Source organism: Chryseobacterium camelliae (assembly GCF_002770595.1).
Lineage (GTDB): Bacteria > Bacteroidota > Bacteroidia > Flavobacteriales > Weeksellaceae > Chryseobacterium > Chryseobacterium camelliae.
Genome location: NZ_CP022986.1, coordinates 149,372 through 169,618, shown reverse-complemented (window position 1 = coordinate 169,618; position 20,247 = coordinate 149,372). Strand labels below are relative to the sequence as shown.

At 42.4% G+C, this 20,247-nt stretch carries 15 protein-coding genes; 5 read left to right on the top strand and 10 right to left on the bottom strand.

Annotated features, from left to right (window positions below):
* Window positions 1-232: 232 nt before the first annotated feature.
* Both CGB83_RS00775 and CGB83_RS00770 read left to right on the top strand, forming a co-directional pair.
* Window positions 233-532 carry a hypothetical protein gene (locus tag CGB83_RS00775; protein ID WP_100074052.1) on the top strand — a complete coding sequence of 100 codons (300 nt, stop codon included), beginning with the start codon at window positions 233-235 and terminating at the stop codon, window positions 530-532.
* Between the two features lie 116 nt (window positions 533-648).
* Window positions 649-1,458: an enoyl-ACP reductase FabI gene (locus CGB83_RS00770; protein WP_100074051.1), complete on the top strand. Its 810-nt coding sequence runs from the start codon at window positions 649-651 to the stop codon at window positions 1,456-1,458.
* 148 nt (window positions 1,459-1,606) lie between these two features.
* On the opposite strand, the gene CGB83_RS00765 is transcribed toward CGB83_RS00770, so the two are convergent.
* The 7 genes from CGB83_RS00765 to CGB83_RS00735 form a co-directional block, all read right to left on the bottom strand.
* Window positions 1,607-3,046 carry a glycoside hydrolase family 30 protein gene (locus CGB83_RS00765; RefSeq protein WP_100077436.1) on the bottom strand — a complete coding sequence of 480 codons (1,440 nt, stop codon included), beginning with the start codon at window positions 3,044-3,046 and terminating at the stop codon, window positions 1,607-1,609.
* Between the two features lie 87 nt (window positions 3,047-3,133).
* Window positions 3,134-3,937 carry a glycoside hydrolase family 16 protein gene (locus CGB83_RS00760; RefSeq protein ID WP_100074050.1) on the bottom strand — a complete coding sequence of 268 codons (804 nt, stop codon included), beginning with the start codon at window positions 3,935-3,937 and terminating at the stop codon, window positions 3,134-3,136.
* Between the two features lie 99 nt (window positions 3,938-4,036).
* A complete protein-coding gene (gene bglX / locus CGB83_RS00755) occupies window positions 4,037-6,259 on the bottom strand; it encodes a beta-glucosidase BglX (RefSeq protein WP_100074049.1) in 2,223 nt (740 codons plus the stop codon).
* Window positions 6,260-6,267: 8 nt separating this feature from the next.
* On the bottom strand, window positions 6,268-7,701 hold the full coding sequence (locus CGB83_RS00750; RefSeq protein ID WP_228420035.1) for a glycoside hydrolase family 30 protein: 1,434 nt from the start codon (window positions 7,699-7,701) through the stop codon (window positions 6,268-6,270).
* Window positions 7,702-7,739: 38 nt separating this feature from the next.
* Window positions 7,740-8,594: a hypothetical protein gene (locus tag CGB83_RS00745; RefSeq protein WP_100074047.1), complete on the bottom strand. Its 855-nt coding sequence runs from the start codon at window positions 8,592-8,594 to the stop codon at window positions 7,740-7,742.
* An 18-nt stretch (window positions 8,595-8,612) separates the two neighbouring features.
* Window positions 8,613-10,157: a RagB/SusD family nutrient uptake outer membrane protein gene (locus CGB83_RS00740; RefSeq protein ID WP_100074046.1), complete on the bottom strand. Its 1,545-nt coding sequence runs from the start codon at window positions 10,155-10,157 to the stop codon at window positions 8,613-8,615.
* An 11-nt stretch (window positions 10,158-10,168) separates the two neighbouring features.
* On the bottom strand, window positions 10,169-13,078 hold the full coding sequence (locus CGB83_RS00735) for a SusC/RagA family TonB-linked outer membrane protein (protein ID WP_100074045.1): 2,910 nt from the start codon (window positions 13,076-13,078) through the stop codon (window positions 10,169-10,171).
* A gap of 178 nt (window positions 13,079-13,256) precedes the next feature.
* On the opposite strand from CGB83_RS00735, the gene CGB83_RS00730 reads away from it, so the two are divergent.
* The 3 genes from CGB83_RS00730 to CGB83_RS00720 all read left to right on the top strand — a co-directional run bounded on the left by CGB83_RS00730 (window position 13,257) and on the right by CGB83_RS00720 (window position 16,525).
* Entirely contained in the window at window positions 13,257-14,441 is a 1,185-nt protein-coding gene (locus tag CGB83_RS00730) for an MFS transporter (protein WP_228420033.1), read from the top strand.
* A 23-nt stretch (window positions 14,442-14,464) separates the two neighbouring features.
* Window positions 14,465-15,250 carry an NUDIX hydrolase gene (locus CGB83_RS00725; RefSeq protein WP_100074043.1) on the top strand — a complete coding sequence of 262 codons (786 nt, stop codon included), beginning with the start codon at window positions 14,465-14,467 and terminating at the stop codon, window positions 15,248-15,250.
* 96 nt (window positions 15,251-15,346) lie between these two features.
* Complete coding sequence (locus CGB83_RS00720; RefSeq protein ID WP_100074042.1) at window positions 15,347-16,525, top strand: acyl-CoA dehydrogenase family protein; 1,179 nt, start codon at window positions 15,347-15,349, stop codon at window positions 16,523-16,525.
* A 55-nt stretch (window positions 16,526-16,580) separates the two neighbouring features.
* Here CGB83_RS00720 and CGB83_RS00715 read toward each other — a convergent pair whose 3' ends face one another.
* From CGB83_RS00715 to CGB83_RS00705, 3 genes are read right to left on the bottom strand one after another with little or no spacing between them, the layout of a single operon-like run.
* Window positions 16,581-19,274 carry a PD-(D/E)XK nuclease family protein gene (locus CGB83_RS00715; RefSeq protein ID WP_100074041.1) on the bottom strand — a complete coding sequence of 898 codons (2,694 nt, stop codon included), beginning with the start codon at window positions 19,272-19,274 and terminating at the stop codon, window positions 16,581-16,583.
* Window positions 19,271-19,807: a DUF922 domain-containing protein gene (locus CGB83_RS00710; RefSeq protein ID WP_100074040.1), complete on the bottom strand. Its 537-nt coding sequence runs from the start codon at window positions 19,805-19,807 to the stop codon at window positions 19,271-19,273. Before CGB83_RS00710 ends, CGB83_RS00715 begins: the two co-directional genes overlap by 4 nt.
* A 1-nt stretch (window position 19,808) precedes the next feature.
* On the bottom strand, window positions 19,809-20,216 hold the full coding sequence (locus CGB83_RS00705; RefSeq protein WP_100074039.1) for a hypothetical protein: 408 nt from the start codon (window positions 20,214-20,216) through the stop codon (window positions 19,809-19,811).
* Window positions 20,217-20,247 lie beyond the last annotated feature (31 nt).

Genomic DNA, 20,247 nt, shown 5'->3' with positions numbered 1-20,247 from the left:
TTAAAACCCGTCAGCCTGATCAGCCTGGATGAACTTAACTGATCTGTATGATACAGGTAGAAGATCCGGAACCGGATATAAGCAATGAAGTTTTGGATTGCTATTCTAAGAAATATCTGTTCAGATAAAGATTCAACAGGATCAAAAAATATTATGAAAATTTTAACAGAGTACCACATTTTTAGGAACGGTTATTGTTTATTTCAGAATATAATACACAAATATATTTATTATGAACAATTCAGATTATAACAAAGCAGAAAACGCAGTAGACAAAACAGAAAATTCTTTGAAAAATGCTGCGGACAACACAAAATGGAAAGTTGAGGATTTAGCTGACAGAGCAAAAGATTATATCAACGAAAAAAGAGCCAACGATCAGGAGGCAAGTCAGGAAGACTGGTTCGATAAAGTAAAAGATAATGCTTCCGATGCATGGGAAAACATCAAAGACAAAGCCAATGATGCATGGGAAAAAACCAAAGATGCCGCAGAAGATGTAAAGGCAGAATGGAACAAAAAAACCAATTAATTTCAGTTTTATAAATATTTTCAAAAAAAACGGAGCCTTTTTATAAGAGGCTCCGTTTTTTATTATGCTGTAAACACAAATATCGCTACATTTGTACCTAATAAACATTAGAAAATATGTCATACGGTTTACTTAAAGGCAAAAAAGGAATTATTTTCGGAGCGCTTAATGAACAGTCTATCGCATGGAAAGTGGCAGAGAGATGTCATGAAGAGGGTGCAGAATTTATCTTATCCAACGCACCTATCGCCATGAGAATGGGAGAACTGAATGCTCTTGCAGAAAAAACAGGCTCAGATATTATCGGAGCTGATGCAACTTCTATTGAAGATCTGGAAAAACTTTTTGATGCTGCGGTTGCCAAATTCGGTAAGATCGATTTTATCCTTCACTCTATAGGAATGTCTGTTAACGTAAGAAAGGGCAAACATTATACGGAAATGAACTACGACTGGTTAGAAAAAGGCTGGGACGTTTCAGCGGTTTCTTTCCACAAAGTAATGCGTGTGGCATGGGAGAAAGACTGTATGAATGAATGGGGAAGCATCCTGGCGTTAAGCTATATTGCTGCCCAGAGAACATTCCCGGATTATAATGATATGTCTGATAACAAAGCCTATCTTGAAAGTATTGCGAGAACATTCGGAAACTACTGGGGAGAAAGAAAAGTACGGGTTAATACTGTTTCCCAGTCTCCTACCCCTACCACTGCAGGAAGCGGTGTAAAAGGATTCGGAGGATTCCTTGGATATGCAGAAGATATGTCACCGCTTGGGAATGCTACGGCTCTTGACTGTGCGAATTACTGTGTAACTTTATTCTCAGACCTGACGAAAAAAGTAACGATGCAGAACCTGTTCCACGACGGAGGCTTCAGCAGCTCAGGCGTTACCCAGAAGGTAATCAGCAAATATGATGTCGAATAAGTGATCACTGATCCAAAATATACAGGCCGGAAAGTTGAACTTTCCGGTTTTTTTGTTTTCCGGAATACAGCAAAAAAGTATCGGCGGCACTTTCAGTGCCGCCGATACCGCAAAAAATAACTGTTAATATGAAGTTTTGTTGTATTCGTTATAACAATATGGTCTGAATGGAATGGGCCGGCGCCGGTAGTGCGGCAGCCATGCCTTCGATCCAAAGGTTGGCCTGGATATCCGTATCGGAATCATTCATGATGACCGTCACGAGCTGTCCGTTTTCATTCATGAATGTCGTTGAGGTCAGCGCAGCCCTGTTGGACGAAGTCCCGATCCTGCGTGCAGCAGGTTTTACAAATTTGGACACATGCCCGATGTAATAATATTCATAGGTATAATGCACTTCTCCGGTTTTGGTATCAGCAATAATAGGCGCAAAACAGAAATTCCCGACATGGTTCGGCCCGCCGGTTTCATCCAGCAGTACATTCCAGTCCGTCCATAGTGCGGTACCTTTATTGAAATCATTGATCATATTTTTACCATACAGCTCGCCCAGGCTTACTTCGTAAATTTTATCGAGGCTGAATTGCTCTTTGCATCCTTCCGTGAAGGCTAAAAACTTATCCGGGAATGCGCGCTGGGTTTCCAGAAGGTTATCAAAAAGCTGGGTTTTGTTATTCCAGGTCTCGTACCAGTGGTAGCCGATCCCAGAAGCGTATTTGGATGTTTCCGGATCACTCAGTGTAGTAGTGGCTCTCTGGTAGATCAGGTCACGGTTATGGTCCCAGATCATGACTTTCTTATCTTTATATCCGTTCTTCCAGAGCGTAGGCCCGAGGTTGTTTCTGAGGAACTGCCCTTCTTCTTCCGCCGTATAAATGCAGGATTCCCACGTCTGTGTAGCCATCGGCTCATTCTGAACGGTTAATCCCCATACGTTGATTCCCCTTTTCTCATATTCTTTGATGAATCTGATATAATACTCTGCCCAAGTCTGGTAGAACTGGTTTTCAAGCCTTCCGCCTTTCAGCATGCTTTTGTTCGACTTCATCCATGCCGGAGGGCTCCAGGGTGAAAAGTAAAATGTAAAATCTTTCCCGACAGCTTTCTGCGCTTCTTTGATCATCGGGATCTTATATTTCTCGTCATGGGCCACATTGAATGACTTCAGCGACGTATCATTGTCCCGGACATAGGTGTACGAATCACTTGAAAAATCACAGGAATTCATGTTGGTACGGGCAACTGTATAGCCCAGTCCGTCTTTACCGTAATAAGCATCAATGATTTCTTTCTGTTTATTCTTCGGCATTTTATAGAATGTCTCCGCAGATGCATCTGTAATGGCCCCACCAATTCCGATCAGTTTCTGGTATTTAAAGTCAGGATCTACAAAAATACAGGCATCAGTTTCTTTGGGCTGGTCCATTTTCACAAATTTCACCACTCCCTTATCGGCCATCTTCTCCTGTGTTTTAGCATCAGTAAGGATCACCCGGGCTGTCTTCCCTGCATTTTTCTTCCAGTAATTTTGTGCACTTGCATTAAAAACTGCTCCTATTACCAGGCAGCTCACGACTATTTTCTTCATAATTTCTTTTTCTTTTATATTGCTCCCTATCAAAAACTCTTCCGAATTTTTATTTTTATCAAAAAGATGGGAATTTTAACCGGTCATTTATCGGTTCTGGTAAACCCTTACATAATCAATCTCAAACTTTTGCGGAAATATACGGTCATCAATGCCCTCTTTACCACCCCAGAAGCCGCCGATGGCAAGATTCAGGATGAGAAAATAGGGCTGGTCAAACGGCCATGCGTCATAGGTCTTTTCCCTGTTTTCATACGTGAAATACTTCTGTTTATCCACATATACATCAATCTTTTCAGGTGTCCAGACCCCTTTATAAACATGGAACTGTTCACTGGCATCCTGTACAACAAGGGTATCTGTTTTCTGGGTTCCGATGATGTGGTTATATTTCTTCGTATGAACGGAAGCATGGATGTATCCCTGGTGGTAACCTACATGCTCCATAATATCCAGTTCTCCGTCATCCGGCCATTTTTTCATTTTCTCACTCATCATCCAGATGGCAGGCCAGGTTCCTCGTCCTTTGGGTAGCTTTGCCCTCACCTCCACGGTACCGTACTGAAAAGAGAACTTTCCTTTAGTCAAAAGCCTTGCAGACGTATATGTATTACCTTCCCACTGTTCTTTCCTGGCTTCAATGACCAGCTTTCCATCTTCCAGCCTGGCATTTTCCGGTCGGTTTTTCGTGTAGAACTGTTCTTCATTATTTCCGTAGCCGTGGCCACCGACATCATAATTCCATTTGGTGGAATCCGGCAAACCTTTTCCATTGAATTCATCATTCCAGACCAGCCTGCTGCGTGGATGTGAAAGCCAGGAAATACAACTGCATGCAGAAAAAACCAGCAATCCTCCGGTAAAAAGGCTAAGCATATATCGAATCTTCATCTTCAAAATTTAAGTTTATTATTAAATCGTCATTACCGGAACCTGATGTCCTTTACCGCCAAAAGCGGGTGTTATCCCGCTTCTGTCTGTAAAAACTATTTATTTTAACCATGTAATTCTTTTGGTTTGCACCTGTTGCGAATCAGTTCCTACCATAATGTCATACTCGCCGGGTTCCCAGTCGTAATTCAGTGCATCATCGTAAAACTTAAGGTCCTGGGTGGTCAGTCTGAAATGAACCGTTTTCTGTTCCCCTTTTTTAATTAAGACTTTCTGGAAGCCTTTCAGCTCCTTTACAGGCCTTACCACTTTTCCTACCAGATCCCTGATGTAAAGCTGTACCACCTCTTCACCGTCGTATTTTCCGGTATTGGAGACAGTAACACTGATGTCCAGGGCCTGGTTTCCTGTAAGATTTGCCGAACTTAAACTCATATCGGAATACCTGAAAGTGGTATAGCTCAGCCCGTACCCGAAAGGGAATTTCGGATCATTATCGAGATCGATATAGGCAGAAACATAATTCCTGTCCGTATTGTTTTTTGCCGGCCTTCCTGTATTGTAGTGATTGTAATATACCGGAATCTGTCCTTCGGTTCTTGGGAACGTCATTGGCAGCTTCCCGCCCGGATTTACCGATCCGAAGAGTACATCCGCAATAGAGTTTCCGGCTTCCGTTCCAAGCCACCAGGTATACATGATGGCCGGAATGTTATCTGCTGCCCAGTCGAACACCAGCGGCCTTCCTGCATTGATCATCAGGACAATCGGTTTACCGGTTTTGGCGATTTCTTTCAGTAAATCTTCCTGGACACCCGAAAAATGAATATTGCTCCGGCTCTTGGCTTCACCGCTCATCGCATGGCCTTCCCCTAAAGTCATGATGACTACATCAGCTTTTTTCGCGGTTGCAACGGCCTCTGCAAACATGGATCTGTCCTGGTCATCCGCATTGGCGCCTTTCGCATACAGCAAGGTAGAATTTTTATCCAACTGGCTTCTGATACCGTCGAACTGACTGATGATCCTTTGATTGTCATCTTTAAATGCCACCGACCAGAAGCCGTGGTTTGCCGTGGTCTCTTTTCCGAAAGGGCCGATTAAAGCTACTGTCTTTACGGACCTCGAAAGTGGCAGGATGTTGTCCTGGTTTTTCATCAAAACAATACTCTTTGAGCCGAATTCCCTTCCGAATTTCCTGTTCTCCCGGTTATTGGTCTGCTGCTGCTGTCTTTTTTCACTGCTGAAACGGTAAGGATCATCAAATAAACCCATTTCGAATTTTTTGATCAGAATTCTCCGTGCAGCATCATCAATCAGCTTAGAATCAACTTTACCTTCCTGAACAAGCCTTGGGAGTTCAGCCATGTAGGCACGGCTTTCCATGTCCATATCACTGCCGGCAATAATGGCTTTTTCAGCCGCTTCCTTATTATCTCTGGCATAGCCATGCGCCACCATTTCCCCGATGCTGCCCCAGTCAGACACCACGAATCCCCTGTAATTCCACTGTCCCTTCAGCAAATCCCTCAGGATATACCGGTTGGTGGTAGCAGGAATACCGTTGATATCATTGAACGAGTTCATGAATGTAGCTACTCCGGCTTCCGCAGCAGCCTTAAACGGCGGAAGGTAGGTTTCATTAAGCTGCCGCAGGCTCATGTCGACCGAATTATAATCCCGTCCGCCCACTGCAGCACCGTAGGCCGCAAAATGCTTTGCACAGGCCATGATCGCATCAAGATTGCCTAATCCTTTTCCCTGGAATCCCCTGATTCTTGCCAACCCGATCCGGGTTCCTAAGTAAGTATCTTCCCCGGAGCCTTCCATCACCCTTCCCCATCTCGGATCTCTGGCGATATCAACCATTGGGGCAAAAGTCCAGTGGATTCCGTAAGCGGAAGCTTCCGTAGCCGCAATCCTTTCTGACTGTTCAATAAGTGTGAGGTCCCAGCTGGCTGCCTGTCCGATATTCACCGGAAAGGTAGTTCTGTATCCGTGGATCACATCCTGCCCGAAAAGCAACGGGATTTTCAGCCGCGACTGTAACGCCAGCTTCTGAAAGTTTCTGGTCTCTTCGGATCCGGCTACATTGAGCATGGATCCTACCTTACCTTTTTTTATTTCTTCCAGAACGGTTGCAGAATTGGTGTTTTGCGGACCGGTGGCGTATTCAAAGCCGCTGTACTGGACCAACTGCCCTATTTTTTCCTCCAATGTCATTTTAGATAACAGTTCGGAGGCTTTCTGGTCTGCCGTTTTCTGTCCGGATGCATTCATCCCGAAGGCTGCAACGGCCAGTAAGAAATAAACTCTTTTCATATGCTTTTTTAAAAGATATACGTCGCTGCTGAGTGTCCTGAAATGGTTACAGGAGCTGTTTTCTGATTGTATTTGATATTAAATGTCTGATCCGTTGAACTGCCGTTCTGCACAATCAGGACCGTCTTTCCTGCCGGCGTTTTAAAAGCCACCGTAGAAAGGTTACCGGTCTCTGTGGAAGCAATCCGCTGGGAATTTACCGGAACAAATTTGGAAGCATGGGCAATGATGTAGTACGCTACATTTTTTTCATAGCTGTTTCCGCCATTAATGGTTACTGCACCTTTGCATTGCGTACATCCTCCGGGCGTATGCGGCCCGAATGAGGCATTGTTGGCTACATTCCACTCCAGTGCGGTTTTGCTCCAGTTTCTCATAGATCCAATAATAATGTTTTTTACGTGCCAATCCAAATCTCCGGAGAAATTCCCGGTGGAACTGGTCCATTGCTCAGTGAAATAAACATTTTTATCCGGATATAAATTATGCACAGTACTCAATGCTGAAATATCACCTGCGTACAAATGAAATGCGGATCCGTCCACATAAGGATTAGCGCCAGTATCATTCAGGACTGCCAGAGGATAGGCCGGATTGTCGCAGTTATGATCGTAGGCAATGATTTTGGTATTGATGTTGGCTGCCTGAAAAGCAGGACCCAGATTATTTTTGATGAATGCAGCCTGATTGGCAGCTGTCATATACAGGCTGGGATTGTTCCCAGGATGCAAAGGCTCATTCTGAGGCGTAACGGCATGAACCGTAATCCCCTGTGCTTTCATAGCCTGGATGTATTTTACAAAATACTGTGCATACACATTGTAATATTCGGGTTTCAGGCTTCCGCCGATGGTACTTCCGTTATCCTTCATCCAAACCGGCGGCGACCATGGTGTTGTCAGGATTTTGATGTTCGGGTTGATCACGAGGATATCTTTCAGCATCTGAATAACTGCCTGATCCTTGGTAAGGCTAAACTGCGAAAGACTAAGGTCGGTCTGGCCTGCCGGCATATCATCATATGAGAACACTTCACTGTTAAGATCCGAAGCTCCGATGCTGATCCTCAGGTAACTGATCCCGATTCCGGAGCTGCTGAACAGGTCATTCAGTAATTCCTGTTTCTTTGCGGCAGTCAGCTGATTGATCACTTCCACGCTTCCGCCAGTCAGGGTATAGCCAAAGCCATCCACCGTCTGAAAGACTTTGGAAGCATCGATCTCTATGCTCGGATAGCTGTTGGATGCTGAAGTAAAGTATACTGCGGTCTGCTGTTGCAGTTTGACCGACTGGTCACCCTTCGTCAGCCATACATCCACAGGATCACCTGTAGTCCCGCCACCGCCGTTAACCGGATTCTCGTTATTGGCCAAATCTGATGAAGTGCTGCTGCACCCCAAAAAAGAGAGAAGCGCTACACCGCAAAGTGCAGCACTTCTCATAAATAAACTATATGAATTGTGTGATTTCATAATGAAAATTATTGTGTTCTCCGGAATTCCACTTTGTCTACGCTAAGGCTGTTGACGGTTGTTCCTCCGCACTTGATTTCCAGGTAAACGGTTCCTGTGGTGGTTGCCGTGAAAACGCCCCCGTTTTTAGGGCTGTCACAACCCACCGATGACACTTTACCTTTGAACGCTGACTTTCCGCATCCTGCCCAGGTATTGATGTTGCGGTAAACCGTTCCGCTGATGTCCTGGCCTGTAACCGGCATGCTGTTCAGGACATATACTTCAAACCAGGTATCGACAAGGGCAGATTCCGAAGAAACCACCATATCAATGGCATACTTCTGTCCTGCCACAACGTTCACAGCCTGATAGATCCCCTGCTGGCTTCCTCCATTGGCCACAATGGTTGCTTTCCCGTTGGCAAAAACCCATTGGGCTCCGGATGCACTGATGGTATGCTTAGACCATTTGGCAATTTCATCCGGAGTATCGAACCTTCCTCCCTGGATCATATTTCCTGCTACAGGATCAGAAGTTGGCACTACAATAGTTCCGCTGGAAGTACCCGATACAGTGCCTCCAACTCCTATCGTCTGGTGCTGGATCACATAGGTTCCGGCATCGGGAAGGAAAATATTCTCTTCATTCTTTCCGGCATTATATCCGTCATCGTCGATATTCCATTTGGAAAAAATATAATTGTTGGAATTTGCTTTCAGGTTATACCTGTTTTCCGCTGTTTTGGTCACTTTGAATGAAGCATCTGCAGCGGAAGGCATGATACCGTTGCCATCACCATCGATGGTATCCGGTGTACAGCTGGCCAGGAAAAACACGGCAGAGCTGAGCAAAAGTCCTTTATTGATAAATTTAGCGATCATACTTTAATTAGATTTAGATTAATAACCAGGGTTTTGTTTCAAAGCAGTATTAGTCAGTTCGTTAAAAGGAATCGGAAGAATTTCACTCTTTCCTGCTGTAAACCCTCTTGAACCAAGTTTTGAAGGAGCATCTCCCCATCTAACTAAGTCAAACCAGCGATGTCCTTCTCCTGCAAGTTCCCTTCTTCTCTCATCTTTAATAGCCTGCATAGAAACAGGGACGGAAGCTAATCCCACTCTTGCTCTTACTGCATCTAATAAAAGCTGTGCTCTTGAGCCTGTACCACCAAGGGCTTCTGCTTCCATTAAATAGGTATCTGCTAACCGAATAGCTATATAATCCTGACGGAAATTTAGTTCCACAACTCCAGGTAAAGTCGTCTCATCTGATGTTCTGGGTAAGTATTTATTTAGGAAATACCCTGTATCTCTGAATCCAGGAGAGTAAGTAACCTTATTTTGCTGTACCAATGCTTTAGCATTAAAAATGGTTGCTCCTAAACGGGGGTCTCCCTGCATAAAATTGAATAGATCTTCTGTTGCAGGATTGAATCCCCAGCCTTTGTGAATGCTCGGAGCATCGTTATTTGGAAGTTGAGAATTGACTCCGTAAGAAATAATTCCTACCATTTGATTTACAGAGTTCCCTTCATCTTTTCCCGAACCCCAAAATCCCCAGTCGGCATTACTTGCATTAGTATGCATTACCTCAAGAATAGATTCCGTAGTAAATTTATTATCCACAACCCAAAGATCAGCAAAATTATTTACCAACCGATAACCGTACTGACTGGTCTGCCCCGGAGTTCCATTAACCATTTCAAATTGTGCCGCGGCAAGGTCTTTTTTATTATTGTAAAGATAGATTTTTCCAAGGATCGCGCGGGCTGAACCTTGTGTAATCCTACCTAATTCGGCTTTATTAGCTGAACTGATAGTTGCTGGAAGATCATTAATTGATGAAAGAATATCTGCTTCTATCTGATTATATACATCTTCAGGTTTAGCTTGAGGAATGTTATAATAATCATCCGTAGCAAGGATAGGCTTTAGAACCATAGGAATATTTTTAAACATCCTTAAAAGTTCAAAATAGTAAAGTGATCTTAGAACCTTAGCTTCGGCAATGAATCTTCTTCTAACCTGATCGTTCATATTGGCATTAGGAATTCTATCCAGGAGTAAATTGGCTTTTGCTATACCCTGATAATAGTCCTTCCAATAACTTGCAGGCATGATGATAGGATTGATGGTATAATTTGAAAAGCCCTGTATCCCAGCACCGTCTGAGGAGTTTCCGCCACCTGAATAAAAATCATCTGAAGCAGCATTAAAAAATGTCACCATATTTTCAAAACCGCCTGAATATTTTCTCAGCATATCATAAGTCGCAACCAGTCCAGAAAAAGACTGTTCTTCATTCTGGAAATAATTATTGGAATCAAAAGTTCCCGTATTCTGGACATCTTCCAAATTGCCATTGTTGCATGAAGTAGTGCCAAAACCAATACCTGCAAGCATTAATACAGATACACTTTTGTATATAAATCTTTTATTTTTCATTGTTTATTGAATTAAAATTGAATATTAGCACCAAAAAGGAATGTTCTTGCCTGAGGATAGTATGCTCTATCTATTCCGAATGTGTCCCCACCAGCAATTTCTGGATCATAGCCTGTATACTTTGTAAATGTCAAAAGGTTTTCTCCTGTTACATAAAATCTGATTTTTGAAGCTCCGATGGCTTTTGCAGTTTCTTTTGATAGGCTATATCCTATTTGAACTAATTTTAATCTCAGATAATCTCCTTTTTGCAGATAATAATCTGACATTCTTGTATAATTTTGATTTGGGTCATCTTTAGTAAGTCTGGCAATTGTATTAGATGTTCCTTCACCAGTCCAACGGTCAAGAATGGCAGTCTGATAATTTGATTCCGGTATATCTAGTCTTCTTAAACCTTGGAAAATTTTATTGCCTGCCTGTCCTTGAGCAAATACCATAAGATCAAAGTTCTTGTAGTTCATATTTACAGTGAAACCAAAAGTATATTTTGGCACAGAATTGCCTAAATTTATATAATCATTCTCATCTATTTTTCCATCACCGTTTGCATCAAATCTTTTGAAATCACCAGGCTTAGCGTTGGGTTGGATCAATGCTCCTCCTGAATTTCTGTATGCATCAATTTCTGCCTGATTTTGGAATACCCCTAGGTTTTGGTATCCGTAAAAAGAACCATAAGATTGACCCACTTGTAATCTAGATACCGTTCCAAGAGTTTGAAAAGAAGCAAAATTTACATATTGCTTACCACCTTCCAATCTGGTTATTTCATTTTTTAAATAAGCGAAATTACCGTTTGCAGAAATGCCGAAATCACCCCAGTTTTTTCTGTATCCTAAAGTTACCTCAACACCATCGTTGTTCATATCTCCAATATTTCTCCACGGGTTGTTAATAAGGCCTAAGTATCCGGGAACCTCAACCTGTCTCAGGATATCTGTACTTTTTTTTCTGTAAACATCAACACTTAAGTCAAAGTTCTTGAATAATTTAAGGTCAGCAGCAATATTTAACTGTGAAGTTCTTTCCCACTTTAAATCAGGGTTTTCCAAAGTACTTGGTGCATAACCAACACGAATGATGTTATCTGCAAAGGTATAATTACTACCTGCTACTAAAAAGTTTGCAAACTGAAAATCCGAGATAGCATCATTCCCCAATACTCCATACCCGCCTCTTAATTTAAAGCTGTTTAAAACTTTGTTTTCAGGCCAAAAACTTTCATTAGATACATTCCATCCTAAAGACATTGCCGGAAAAGTACCCCAATGGTTATTTCTTCCGAATTTCGAAGATCCATCTCTTCGGACAGTTCCTGTGAATAGATATTTATTATCATAGTCATATACTATTCTTCCAAAATAAGATGCCTTATGTGTTTCTTTTCCATCCCACGCATTTGAAGTCCTGTCACTAGGTGAAATATCAAAATTGAATGATGCATCCTGCCAATTGTTTGTAGGAAGATTTTTATACGTTGTGTTTTGTCCATAAGAGATATTATACTCATAATAACCCTGTCCTAACAATACGTTCAGATTATGCAAACCAAACCTATTTTGATAAGTTAAAGTGTTTTCTGTATTCCACTCAAATTTTCTTTGAATTTCTCTAAATAAATTGTTAGTTAAATTTGAATTGGCAGAACTCAGATAAGATTTTGGAGTAAATGCCTGGTTCCCCCAATACGCCAGCTTACCGTTTATGCTTGATTTAAAATTAAAATTCTTATTAATTTTTAAATCTCCGAAAACATTAGCTACAATATCATCAGACCACCTATATCTTCCCCTTTGAGTTTCCTGAAAAGCCAATGGGTTAGTCATTTCTTTACTTACATAATGCGAAATACCATATGGGTTACCATTAGGGTCTCTTATAATGTTTGCATTGTTTAAATAATCACTTGGAAACGGTTGTCCTGCAATATCATTTACGACAACAGGAGTGGTAGGATCTAAATTAATTGCAGAACTAAGGGGACCACCAAATTCATTATTATCATTAATACCTTGTGCCTTTACATGGGTATAAGCAAAGGTTTGTCCAATTGTTAAAAAGTCAAAAACTTTATGTGTAGAGTTAAATCTAGCATTGATTCGCTTATAATTGGAAATATCTCTCATCACAATACCTTCCTGATCGTAATATCCGAATGAGGTATAAAAGGTAGACTTATCATTTCCTCCATTTATACTAAATTCATGAGATTGACGCTGAGCAGTATTGAAGATCTGCTTCTGCCAGTCTGTACCAGCACCAAAAGAACCGGGATTTGAAAACATGGCTGGCTTCCCATCATTGGCATTAGCCTCGTTCATAATGGTGGCATACTGCGTCGCATTAAGTAAATCCAGTTTTCTTGCTGCACTTCCTACGCCGAAGAAGCCACTGTATGAAAGATTCATTCTTCCTTTGGCTCCTTTTTTAGTTGTGATTAGAACAACTCCTTTTGCAGCAGAAACACCATAAATTGCTGCAGAGGCACCGTCTTTCAGAATTTCCATTCCTTCAATATCAGACTGATTTAACCATCCGATATTGTCAACAACAATTCCATCAACTACCCATAACGGATCATTACTACCAGCTCCAAAGCTGGTGATACCCCTTACTCGTACAGTAGGAGCAGATCCTGGCTGCCCAGAATTTGATATAACGCTTACACCAGCTGCACGTCCCTGAAGCACCTGTTCGGGTCTGCCAGCTACAGGTGCATTTTCAATGTCACTGGCTTTGATACTCGAGATGGCTCCCGTCACATTACTTTTCTTCTGGGTACCATAACCAATCATCACCACTTCCTCAATTTTGGCTTCTTTGGAAATCGTGTCATTCGTTCTGTTCTGGGCACTGAAATTCGCCGTAAAATAAAGCACGGCAACCATCCCTAAACTTCTTGATAGTTTTACATTCATATACAGTTAAGTTTTTTAATTCTCAAAATGAGACAATAAAAATATATTTTTTTTTAATTATTTAACATTGTCTTAATAAATATTTTAATTTTTCCTTTATTTTTGGGAGTTCAAAGGCATAATTTTGACCCTGCTTTTCATAAAAAAGTCAAAAAAAACGTTAATATCAATCCCCGAAATGATGACCAAGACAGGCAATTTATCACTTCCCCTGAAGTTGAGTTTTCTTATATTTTCAATGGTACTGAACTGTATGGGCATTGTGATCCTCCAGCTTTCGGAGGCAAAAATTACGTATGAAAAACTAGGTTTCCTTGAATCTTTCAAGGATCTCCCTATTGCTTTTATTTCCCTTTTTGCCGTAAGCCTTATCAGTAAGACCGGAACTAAGAAGGCGCTGCTGTCAGCATTGCTTACAGTAGGAATATGCTCAGCCATACTGCCTTTTGTGGAAGTATTCTGGTTCTATAAGCTGTGGTTTGCGATTATCGGAGTGTGTTTTGCTATCGGAAAGATCTGCGTATTCGGGATCATACGGAACAATATTGCTGATGAAAAATCGCTGGCCAAAACCATGAATAATGTGGAAGCATCTTTTATGATCGGTATTTTTGTAGTGAATACGGGCTTCGGATGGCTGATCTCAAGTCCGTATTCCGCCTTCTGGAAGCTGGGGTTCCTGGGTGTCTCGGTCCTTTCATTCATTACTGTATTTTTGTTTTCAAAACTGGATATCTCAGAGCCGGCCAATGATGGAAAAGGACTTATAGAAGGAATATCAGGCATGATAAAACTACCGGTAATCGCATTTTTCATGGTCATTTTTTTCATTGTATTCATCGAACAGAGCTTTAATTCATGGCTGCCGTCCTATTATAAGTCGCATTTGAAGGTGAACTCTTTTTTTGCCTTGCAGGCCACTTCATTTATGGCTCTTTTTTCCTATGCAGGGAGAACTGTCACCGCCCGCCTCATTCACAGATTCTCTCTCGCTAACTACTACTGGATATGTCTGGCTTCTATTATCATCATGCTTTGTATCATTTCCGGCATCCAGTATTTATACTCACCCCAGAGCGGCATCCTGCTGTATCTGTTCCCGGTGATAGGCCTTTTCCTGTCTCCGCTATACCCTGTCATCAACTCAAGAATAATTGCCGGTATGGAGCGGGAAAAGATCAGCCTGCTGACTTCCTGCATTGTCATTTTCTCTTCCTTGGGAAGTTCTGTGAGCTCCATTGTAATGTCAAAGCTGTTCGGAAACAGCATGCTGAACTGGTATTCCTTGTACATTTTAGCCGCTGTTATTGTGTTACTTACGGTGAGTTCACTATATTTTTATGCCGCAAAGAAAAACTTATAGAAAATAATTTTATTTTTACTGCCATGAAAATTAAAGACACAAAGAACAAACAGACACTCCGGGAACTTATTGATACAAAAGACTTTGTAGCTCATGTCTCCGTTGACTGCACCATATTTGGTTTTCATAATAATATCCTCAAGGTTTTGCTGCTGAAATACCATGATCTTGACCTTTGGTCGCTTCCGGGAGGATTTGTCTTCACAGACGAAGATCTCCGTGAGGCAGCGGCCCGTGTCTTATACGAAAGGACGCATCTTAAAGACCTGTTCCTGAAACAGTTCCACACCTTCGGGAGGATTGACCGGACTGAAAATAACGTCCATCAGATCCTGCTGGAAAACAAAGGCATCACAGTACCAAAAGACCACTGGATTTTCCAGAGGTTCATTACCGTAGGGTATTGCAGCCTGATCGATTTTTCCATTGCCAATACTTTTCCTGATGCCTTTAATGAAAGTTGTGAATGGTTTGAAGTCAATAAGCTGCCAAAAATGGCTTTTGACCATGACCGGATCATAGAAACCGGACTGGAATATCTCCGTATGAATATCAATACGGAAGTAGCGGCCAGCAACCTGCTTCCCGAAAAGTTCACCATGAAGGACCTGCAATGCCTCTATGAGACCATTCTGGGAGAAAAATTCAGAAGGAATAATTTCCAGCGTAAAATACTGAGCCTTAACATCCTGGATCGGCTGGAAAAGCTGTATGACGGTTCGGCTAATAAGGCACCTTATCTTTATACCTTTAAAAAGAGATTCAGCACAGACAGTCCTAATCCTATTTCAGGCAAGGAAACCAAATAACCGCTGGCAATCAGACTTTAAAAAAGTAAGAACAGGCATGAAAAAAAATTTTTCCGGAATACTGAAAAGTGTTACTTTTAGGAAAATTAAAATCATATGTCATACTATCCTCTTACAAGCATTCCCGATTACTACGGAATTGATGCTTTGCTTACAGAAGAACACAAACTGATCCGCCAATCCGTAAGGGACTGGGTGGAAAGTTTTGTTATGCCGCAGATTGACCAGGCAGCTCAAAACCATACGGATTTACCAGGCTTGATGAGAGAATTGGGAAACATTGGGGCACTGGGTCCTTACATTCCTGAAGAGTACGGCGGTTCCGGGCTTGATCAGATTTCCTACGGGCTGATTATGCAGGAACTGGAACGCGGCGATTCTGCCGTGCGTTCTGCGGCGTCCGTACAGAGTTCACTGGTAATGTTCCCGATTAACGAATACGGATCCGAAGAGCAGAAAAGAAAATACCTTCCGAAGCTTGCTTCCGGTGAAATGATCGGTTCATTCGGCCTTACGGAGCCTAATCACGGTTCCGATCCGGGCTCTATGGAAACGAATTTCAGGGATATGGGAGACCACTATCTCCTTAACGGTGCCAAAATGTGGATTACTAACGCCCCGCTTTGTGATATTGCTGTTGTCTGGGCAAAAAATGAGGACGGAAAAGTACAGGGACTGATTGTAGAACGCGGCATGGAAGGCTTCACTACTCCTGAAACCCATAACAAATGGAGTTTAAGGGCTTCCAAAACGGGAGAACTGGTTTTCAACGATGTGAAAGTTCCGAAAGAAAACCTGATGCCGGGCGTCACGGGGTTAAAAGGGCCGCTATCGTGCCTAAATTCCGCACGGTACGGGATTTCATGGGGGGTCATCGGTGCAGCCATCGACTGTTACTGCACAGCCGTACAGTATTCAAAGGAAAGAAAGCAGTTCGGGAAACCCATCGGTTCTTATCAGCTTCAGCAGAAAAAACTGGCAGAATTCCTGACGGAGATCACCAAAGCACAATTGCTCTGCCTGCAGCTGGGAAATCTTAAAAACCACCATAAGGCTACACCGGCACAAATTTCTATGGCCAAAAGGAACAATGTAAAGATAGCTATTGACATTGCCCGAGAATCAAGGCAGATTTTAGGCGGAATGGGAATCATGGGTGAATTTCCGATGATGAGGCATGCAGCCAATCTGGAGTCTGTCATTACCTATGAGGGCACGCACGATGTCCACCTGCTGATTACCGGCATGGACATTACAGGAATCAATGCTTTTTAAAAAAGAAAATCATACGATAAATGAGGTCCGGCTTTGCCGGACCTCATTTGTTTTCTTACGCAGTATAGGATTGGATGTTTTCCGTAAAAGGGATGTCAGGATTCAGGATTTCTTCAATTAAGCATTTAACAGCAATCATAGCTTCTTCAATCCCTCCTTTTTCAAATTGCAGGGAGCGGACCCCTTTTTTTACTTCTGCAAAGCTCCAGATCCCCGTTTCTACGGGAAGGCCCCAGAATTCGGGCAGGCTCTGGATGACATACTGATAGATGCAGAGCTGTAGAGCCTGCTTCCTGTCGCTGTTATGAAAATAATCGCTGCAGTTGTTCTGGTCGATTTTTATATTAAGGTTCTTAATTTTGGCCGTCTTGTAATCAATGATCCTCACCGTTCCGTTCAGGCGGTCGATCCGGTCAATGAATCCGAAGAAGGATACTTTATCTTTCTCACCCAGATAAAAATCCACATTTTCAAATCGTTTTTCAATGTCGATAATCTCTAGTGTATTCCCGCTTTGGATCAGCTCCAGATCATGGGTCAGGACACTTTCAATCACTTTTTTGGCGATGGCCTTATGAATGAAGTTCATGCCTTTTTCATAGTATTCAGGCTGGTGCTTCAGCTTTTCAATCCCGATTTCTATATACCGATCTACTGCTTTAATTGATTCTTTTAAATCACTTTCTTTTAATACTTTACCTTTAAGGACTTCATATACTTCCTGAAGTGAGTAATGCACCAGGTTTCCGTAATTCCTCACGGACAACTCTTCTTCGATCTCATCCGTTTCGGATGTATTAAGGATCTTGGAAAGATAGAAATCTATCGGGTTATACAGGTAACTGGTGAGGTGGGAAGCAGATACTTTTTCCTTCCATTTCAGGAGCCGCTCCATCACCACCGGAGTTTTAATGATTTCGATGGGCTGGGTGACGATGGGCTCTGAAGAGTTTTCGATGATCAGGTGTTCGATCTCATGGGAACTCTCCATTTCGATCTGGGTAATGAACCGGCTCTTTTCACCGGTATTGATTCCTGAACTGAGTGCATTGAATAACAGATGTACATTTTGGGCATCCTGGATCAGCCTGTAAAAATGATAGGCGTAAATCCCGTCATTCTCCAGGAAGGTATGCATATTGAAAAATTTCCTGATATCGAAAGGTACGTAAGTGTTGTGTGAATTACCCAGCGGCAGCTTCCCTTCGTTAACGGAAAGCATAATCACATTCTCGAAATTCAGGAGACGCGTTTCAAGAAGGCCCATGACCTGCAATCCGCGCAGAGGTTCGCCCTGAAAGTCGATGCATTCCGAATTGATATGCTGATTGATCAGGATTTCCAGGGTTTCCATCCTGATCTCAAAAGAATACGGGGTAAGCTGGTTTTTCAGCACCCTGAATGCATTTTCAAAATGGGAGACATTCTCATACTGGATGTCATCAATCTCCAGCCATTTTACCTGCTGGCAGAATTCAACCAGAAGATCAAGGTATTCATCCGTTGAATCTGCTTTTTGGAGCAGCCTGTAATAGGAAAGGGTACCCAGCAGTTCCTGGAGCAGTTTGCGTGAGATATAGACAATATTCCGTTCCTCGATCCTGGCTTTGAAGTTATTGATGACTGCATCATCTTCAGCAGATCTTGGCAATTCTTCCAGGATGGGATAAATATCCCTGTAATAATAGGAAGATTTGTTTTTTTCAAGCTGCTTCTGCAGATAGAAGAGCTGCTTTACCGCATTGGAAAACGAAAGGTTTTTCAGGGGAAAACCCATGGTGATATTGAGGTATTCGATCTCATGCATCACATCCAGCGTAGCAGGCAGCAGGTTTTCATCCAGCAGTACCACAGCGGTATTGGAAAAGGTTTTATCCTCTATTTCACTGAAGATTCCCGGCAATATCTTCGTTTGGGTAATATTTCCGGAAACTTCGTAAACTTTGATATTTTTATGCTGGACGAAATCATCTTCAATCCATCGGAAAGGCCTGTAATCGCTGAATTCTTTCCAGCTTTTATGATCCCGGAGGAATTTGCCGGCTTCCTGCCGTTCATCTTCAAAATAATACCGGTCGGCCTGGAAAAAGCATTGGGCTTTGTCCCACTGGAGCATTTTTCTGATCAGGGATTCCTCCACAGGTGTCATGGCATTAAGGCCGCAGAATACAAATTTTTGTGAAGCCTCCTTAATAAAGCCATCCAGCCGGGATTTCGCTGCTTCATTGATCATTCCGTGGGTAGCCCAGTTTTTCTCATGCAGCTTTTTCTTCAGTACCGGCAGGAAGATATTCATATTGCGCCAGAAATTGAGGAATTTCTTCCTCGGTGCCTCATCATCTTCACCGAGGTCCTGTGCCCATTCCTTGATGCGTTCTTCATCGAACATATACTGAAGCACGGCTTCATCACTTTCAGCAAACATCATCATGTCATCCCAGTCCTTCTGCAGGGTTGGGAACCATTTCAGGAATTCTGAAAAATCTTCTTTGGGAGTCAGGTTCAGGCTTTTGTAAACGTCATAAGCGAACAGCCATAAAGCAATGCCTTTAATTTCCTGTCGGTCTGCAATGACGTCAATGAGCTCGGCAATCGTATAAAAATCAGGGAGAAAGCCTGAATAATTGCGTTCTGAAAGGATCTGCCTGATGAAGACAATGGGACGTTTCCCGGGCAGGACGATGCTGAACACGGAAAGATCTTCACTTTGTGCCAGGAGCTCGTCCACTATTTTGTTCAGGAACTTCAAGAGGCGGCATAGCTTTTCAGGGTTTCCAGCGCTTCGCTGACTACCCGGTTATATTCTGCCTGCTTTTCTTCGTTCATGCCATGGCGGGTTTCCCGGTCATAGGCAGCCTGGAATTTCCGGTAATCGTTCAGGACCCTGTTGTATATCGCCTGGAAATACTTATTGTAATCTCCGGAAGTTTTAATTCTTTCTGCAATTTCTTTCCTGAGTTTACGGGCATGGATTTCCGCAATATCAAAATGTTTCTGCTCATGCAGGAGCACATAATCGTTGATGCGCTTAACATCTTTCCAGGACTGGTCTTCGTTGAAGATGGTCGTCACTTTGATCCTTACCGGAATTTTCGGATTAGTGGATTTAACCACAGAATATTCCCAGCCACAATGGGTATAGGCAACCACATTATCGCCCTGTTGGTTGTTGATTTTACTTTTGAAATTTTCCCATTTCAGCCTGTTATTTTCCTGCCAGATGATTTTCTGGCTGAACAAGCTGCCGGATATCAGGAAAGGAACTAAAAAAATCCACTTCATTTTACTGCACTACAATCGTTTTGGTAATCCAGCTGCTTCCGCCGTTCCAGAACCTAAAGGTATATGTTCCGGTCTTCTGGGGACTGAATTTAATCTGGTTGGCACTCGTATACACATTCTGCGTACACGGTCCGTTGGTAATATATTTATAAGCCGTTACGGTACGGGTCTGATTATCGCCGTAGATATAATCATATCCGTAAAATCCCTGGCAATGGGAAGGATATGTTGAATAAGTCCGGATGCTCTGTACAGCAAAAACACTCATGGTGTCATTGACGACTGTTACACTGTCGATCTTTATTTTATCAATGGATTCAATAGTCTCATAGTCATCATCCGGTGTACAGGCCGTCATCAGAATTCCCAAAATAACGGCTGAGAAACCTATAAAGATCTTTTTTTCCATGGTAAAAAATTCTAATTATGATGATTAAATA

What these genes read in the sequence shown, in the direction of transcription:
- CGB83_RS00775 (WP_100074052.1), top strand. Translation starts at nt 233, where the DNA reads ATGAACAATTCAGATTATAACAAAGCAGAAAACGCAGTAGACAAAACA.
- CGB83_RS00770 (WP_100074051.1), top strand. Translation starts at nt 649, where the DNA reads ATGTCATACGGTTTACTTAAAGGCAAAAAAGGAATTATTTTCGGAGCG.
- CGB83_RS00765 (WP_100077436.1), bottom strand. Translation starts at nt 3,046, where the DNA reads ATGAAGAAAATAGTCGTGAGCTGCCTGGTAATAGGAGCAGTTTTTAAT.
- CGB83_RS00760 (WP_100074050.1), bottom strand. Translation starts at nt 3,937, where the DNA reads ATGAAGATTCGATATATGCTTAGCCTTTTTACCGGAGGATTGCTGGTT.
- bglX (WP_100074049.1), bottom strand. Translation starts at nt 6,259, where the DNA reads ATGAAAAGAGTTTATTTCTTACTGGCCGTTGCAGCCTTCGGGATGAAT.
- CGB83_RS00750 (WP_228420035.1), bottom strand. Translation starts at nt 7,701, where the DNA reads ATGAGAAGTGCTGCACTTTGCGGTGTAGCGCTTCTCTCTTTTTTGGGG.
- CGB83_RS00745 (WP_100074047.1), bottom strand. Translation starts at nt 8,594, where the DNA reads ATGATCGCTAAATTTATCAATAAAGGACTTTTGCTCAGCTCTGCCGTG.
- CGB83_RS00740 (WP_100074046.1), bottom strand. Translation starts at nt 10,157, where the DNA reads ATGAAAAATAAAAGATTTATATACAAAAGTGTATCTGTATTAATGCTT.
- CGB83_RS00735 (WP_100074045.1), bottom strand. Translation starts at nt 13,078, where the DNA reads ATGAATGTAAAACTATCAAGAAGTTTAGGGATGGTTGCCGTGCTTTAT.
- CGB83_RS00730 (WP_228420033.1), top strand. Translation starts at nt 13,257, where the DNA reads ATGATGACCAAGACAGGCAATTTATCACTTCCCCTGAAGTTGAGTTTT.
- CGB83_RS00725 (WP_100074043.1), top strand. Translation starts at nt 14,465, where the DNA reads ATGAAAATTAAAGACACAAAGAACAAACAGACACTCCGGGAACTTATT.
- CGB83_RS00720 (WP_100074042.1), top strand. Translation starts at nt 15,347, where the DNA reads ATGTCATACTATCCTCTTACAAGCATTCCCGATTACTACGGAATTGAT.
- CGB83_RS00710 (WP_100074040.1), bottom strand. Translation starts at nt 19,807, where the DNA reads ATGAAGTGGATTTTTTTAGTTCCTTTCCTGATATCCGGCAGCTTGTTC.
- CGB83_RS00705 (WP_100074039.1), bottom strand. Translation starts at nt 20,216, where the DNA reads ATGGAAAAAAAGATCTTTATAGGTTTCTCAGCCGTTATTTTGGGAATT.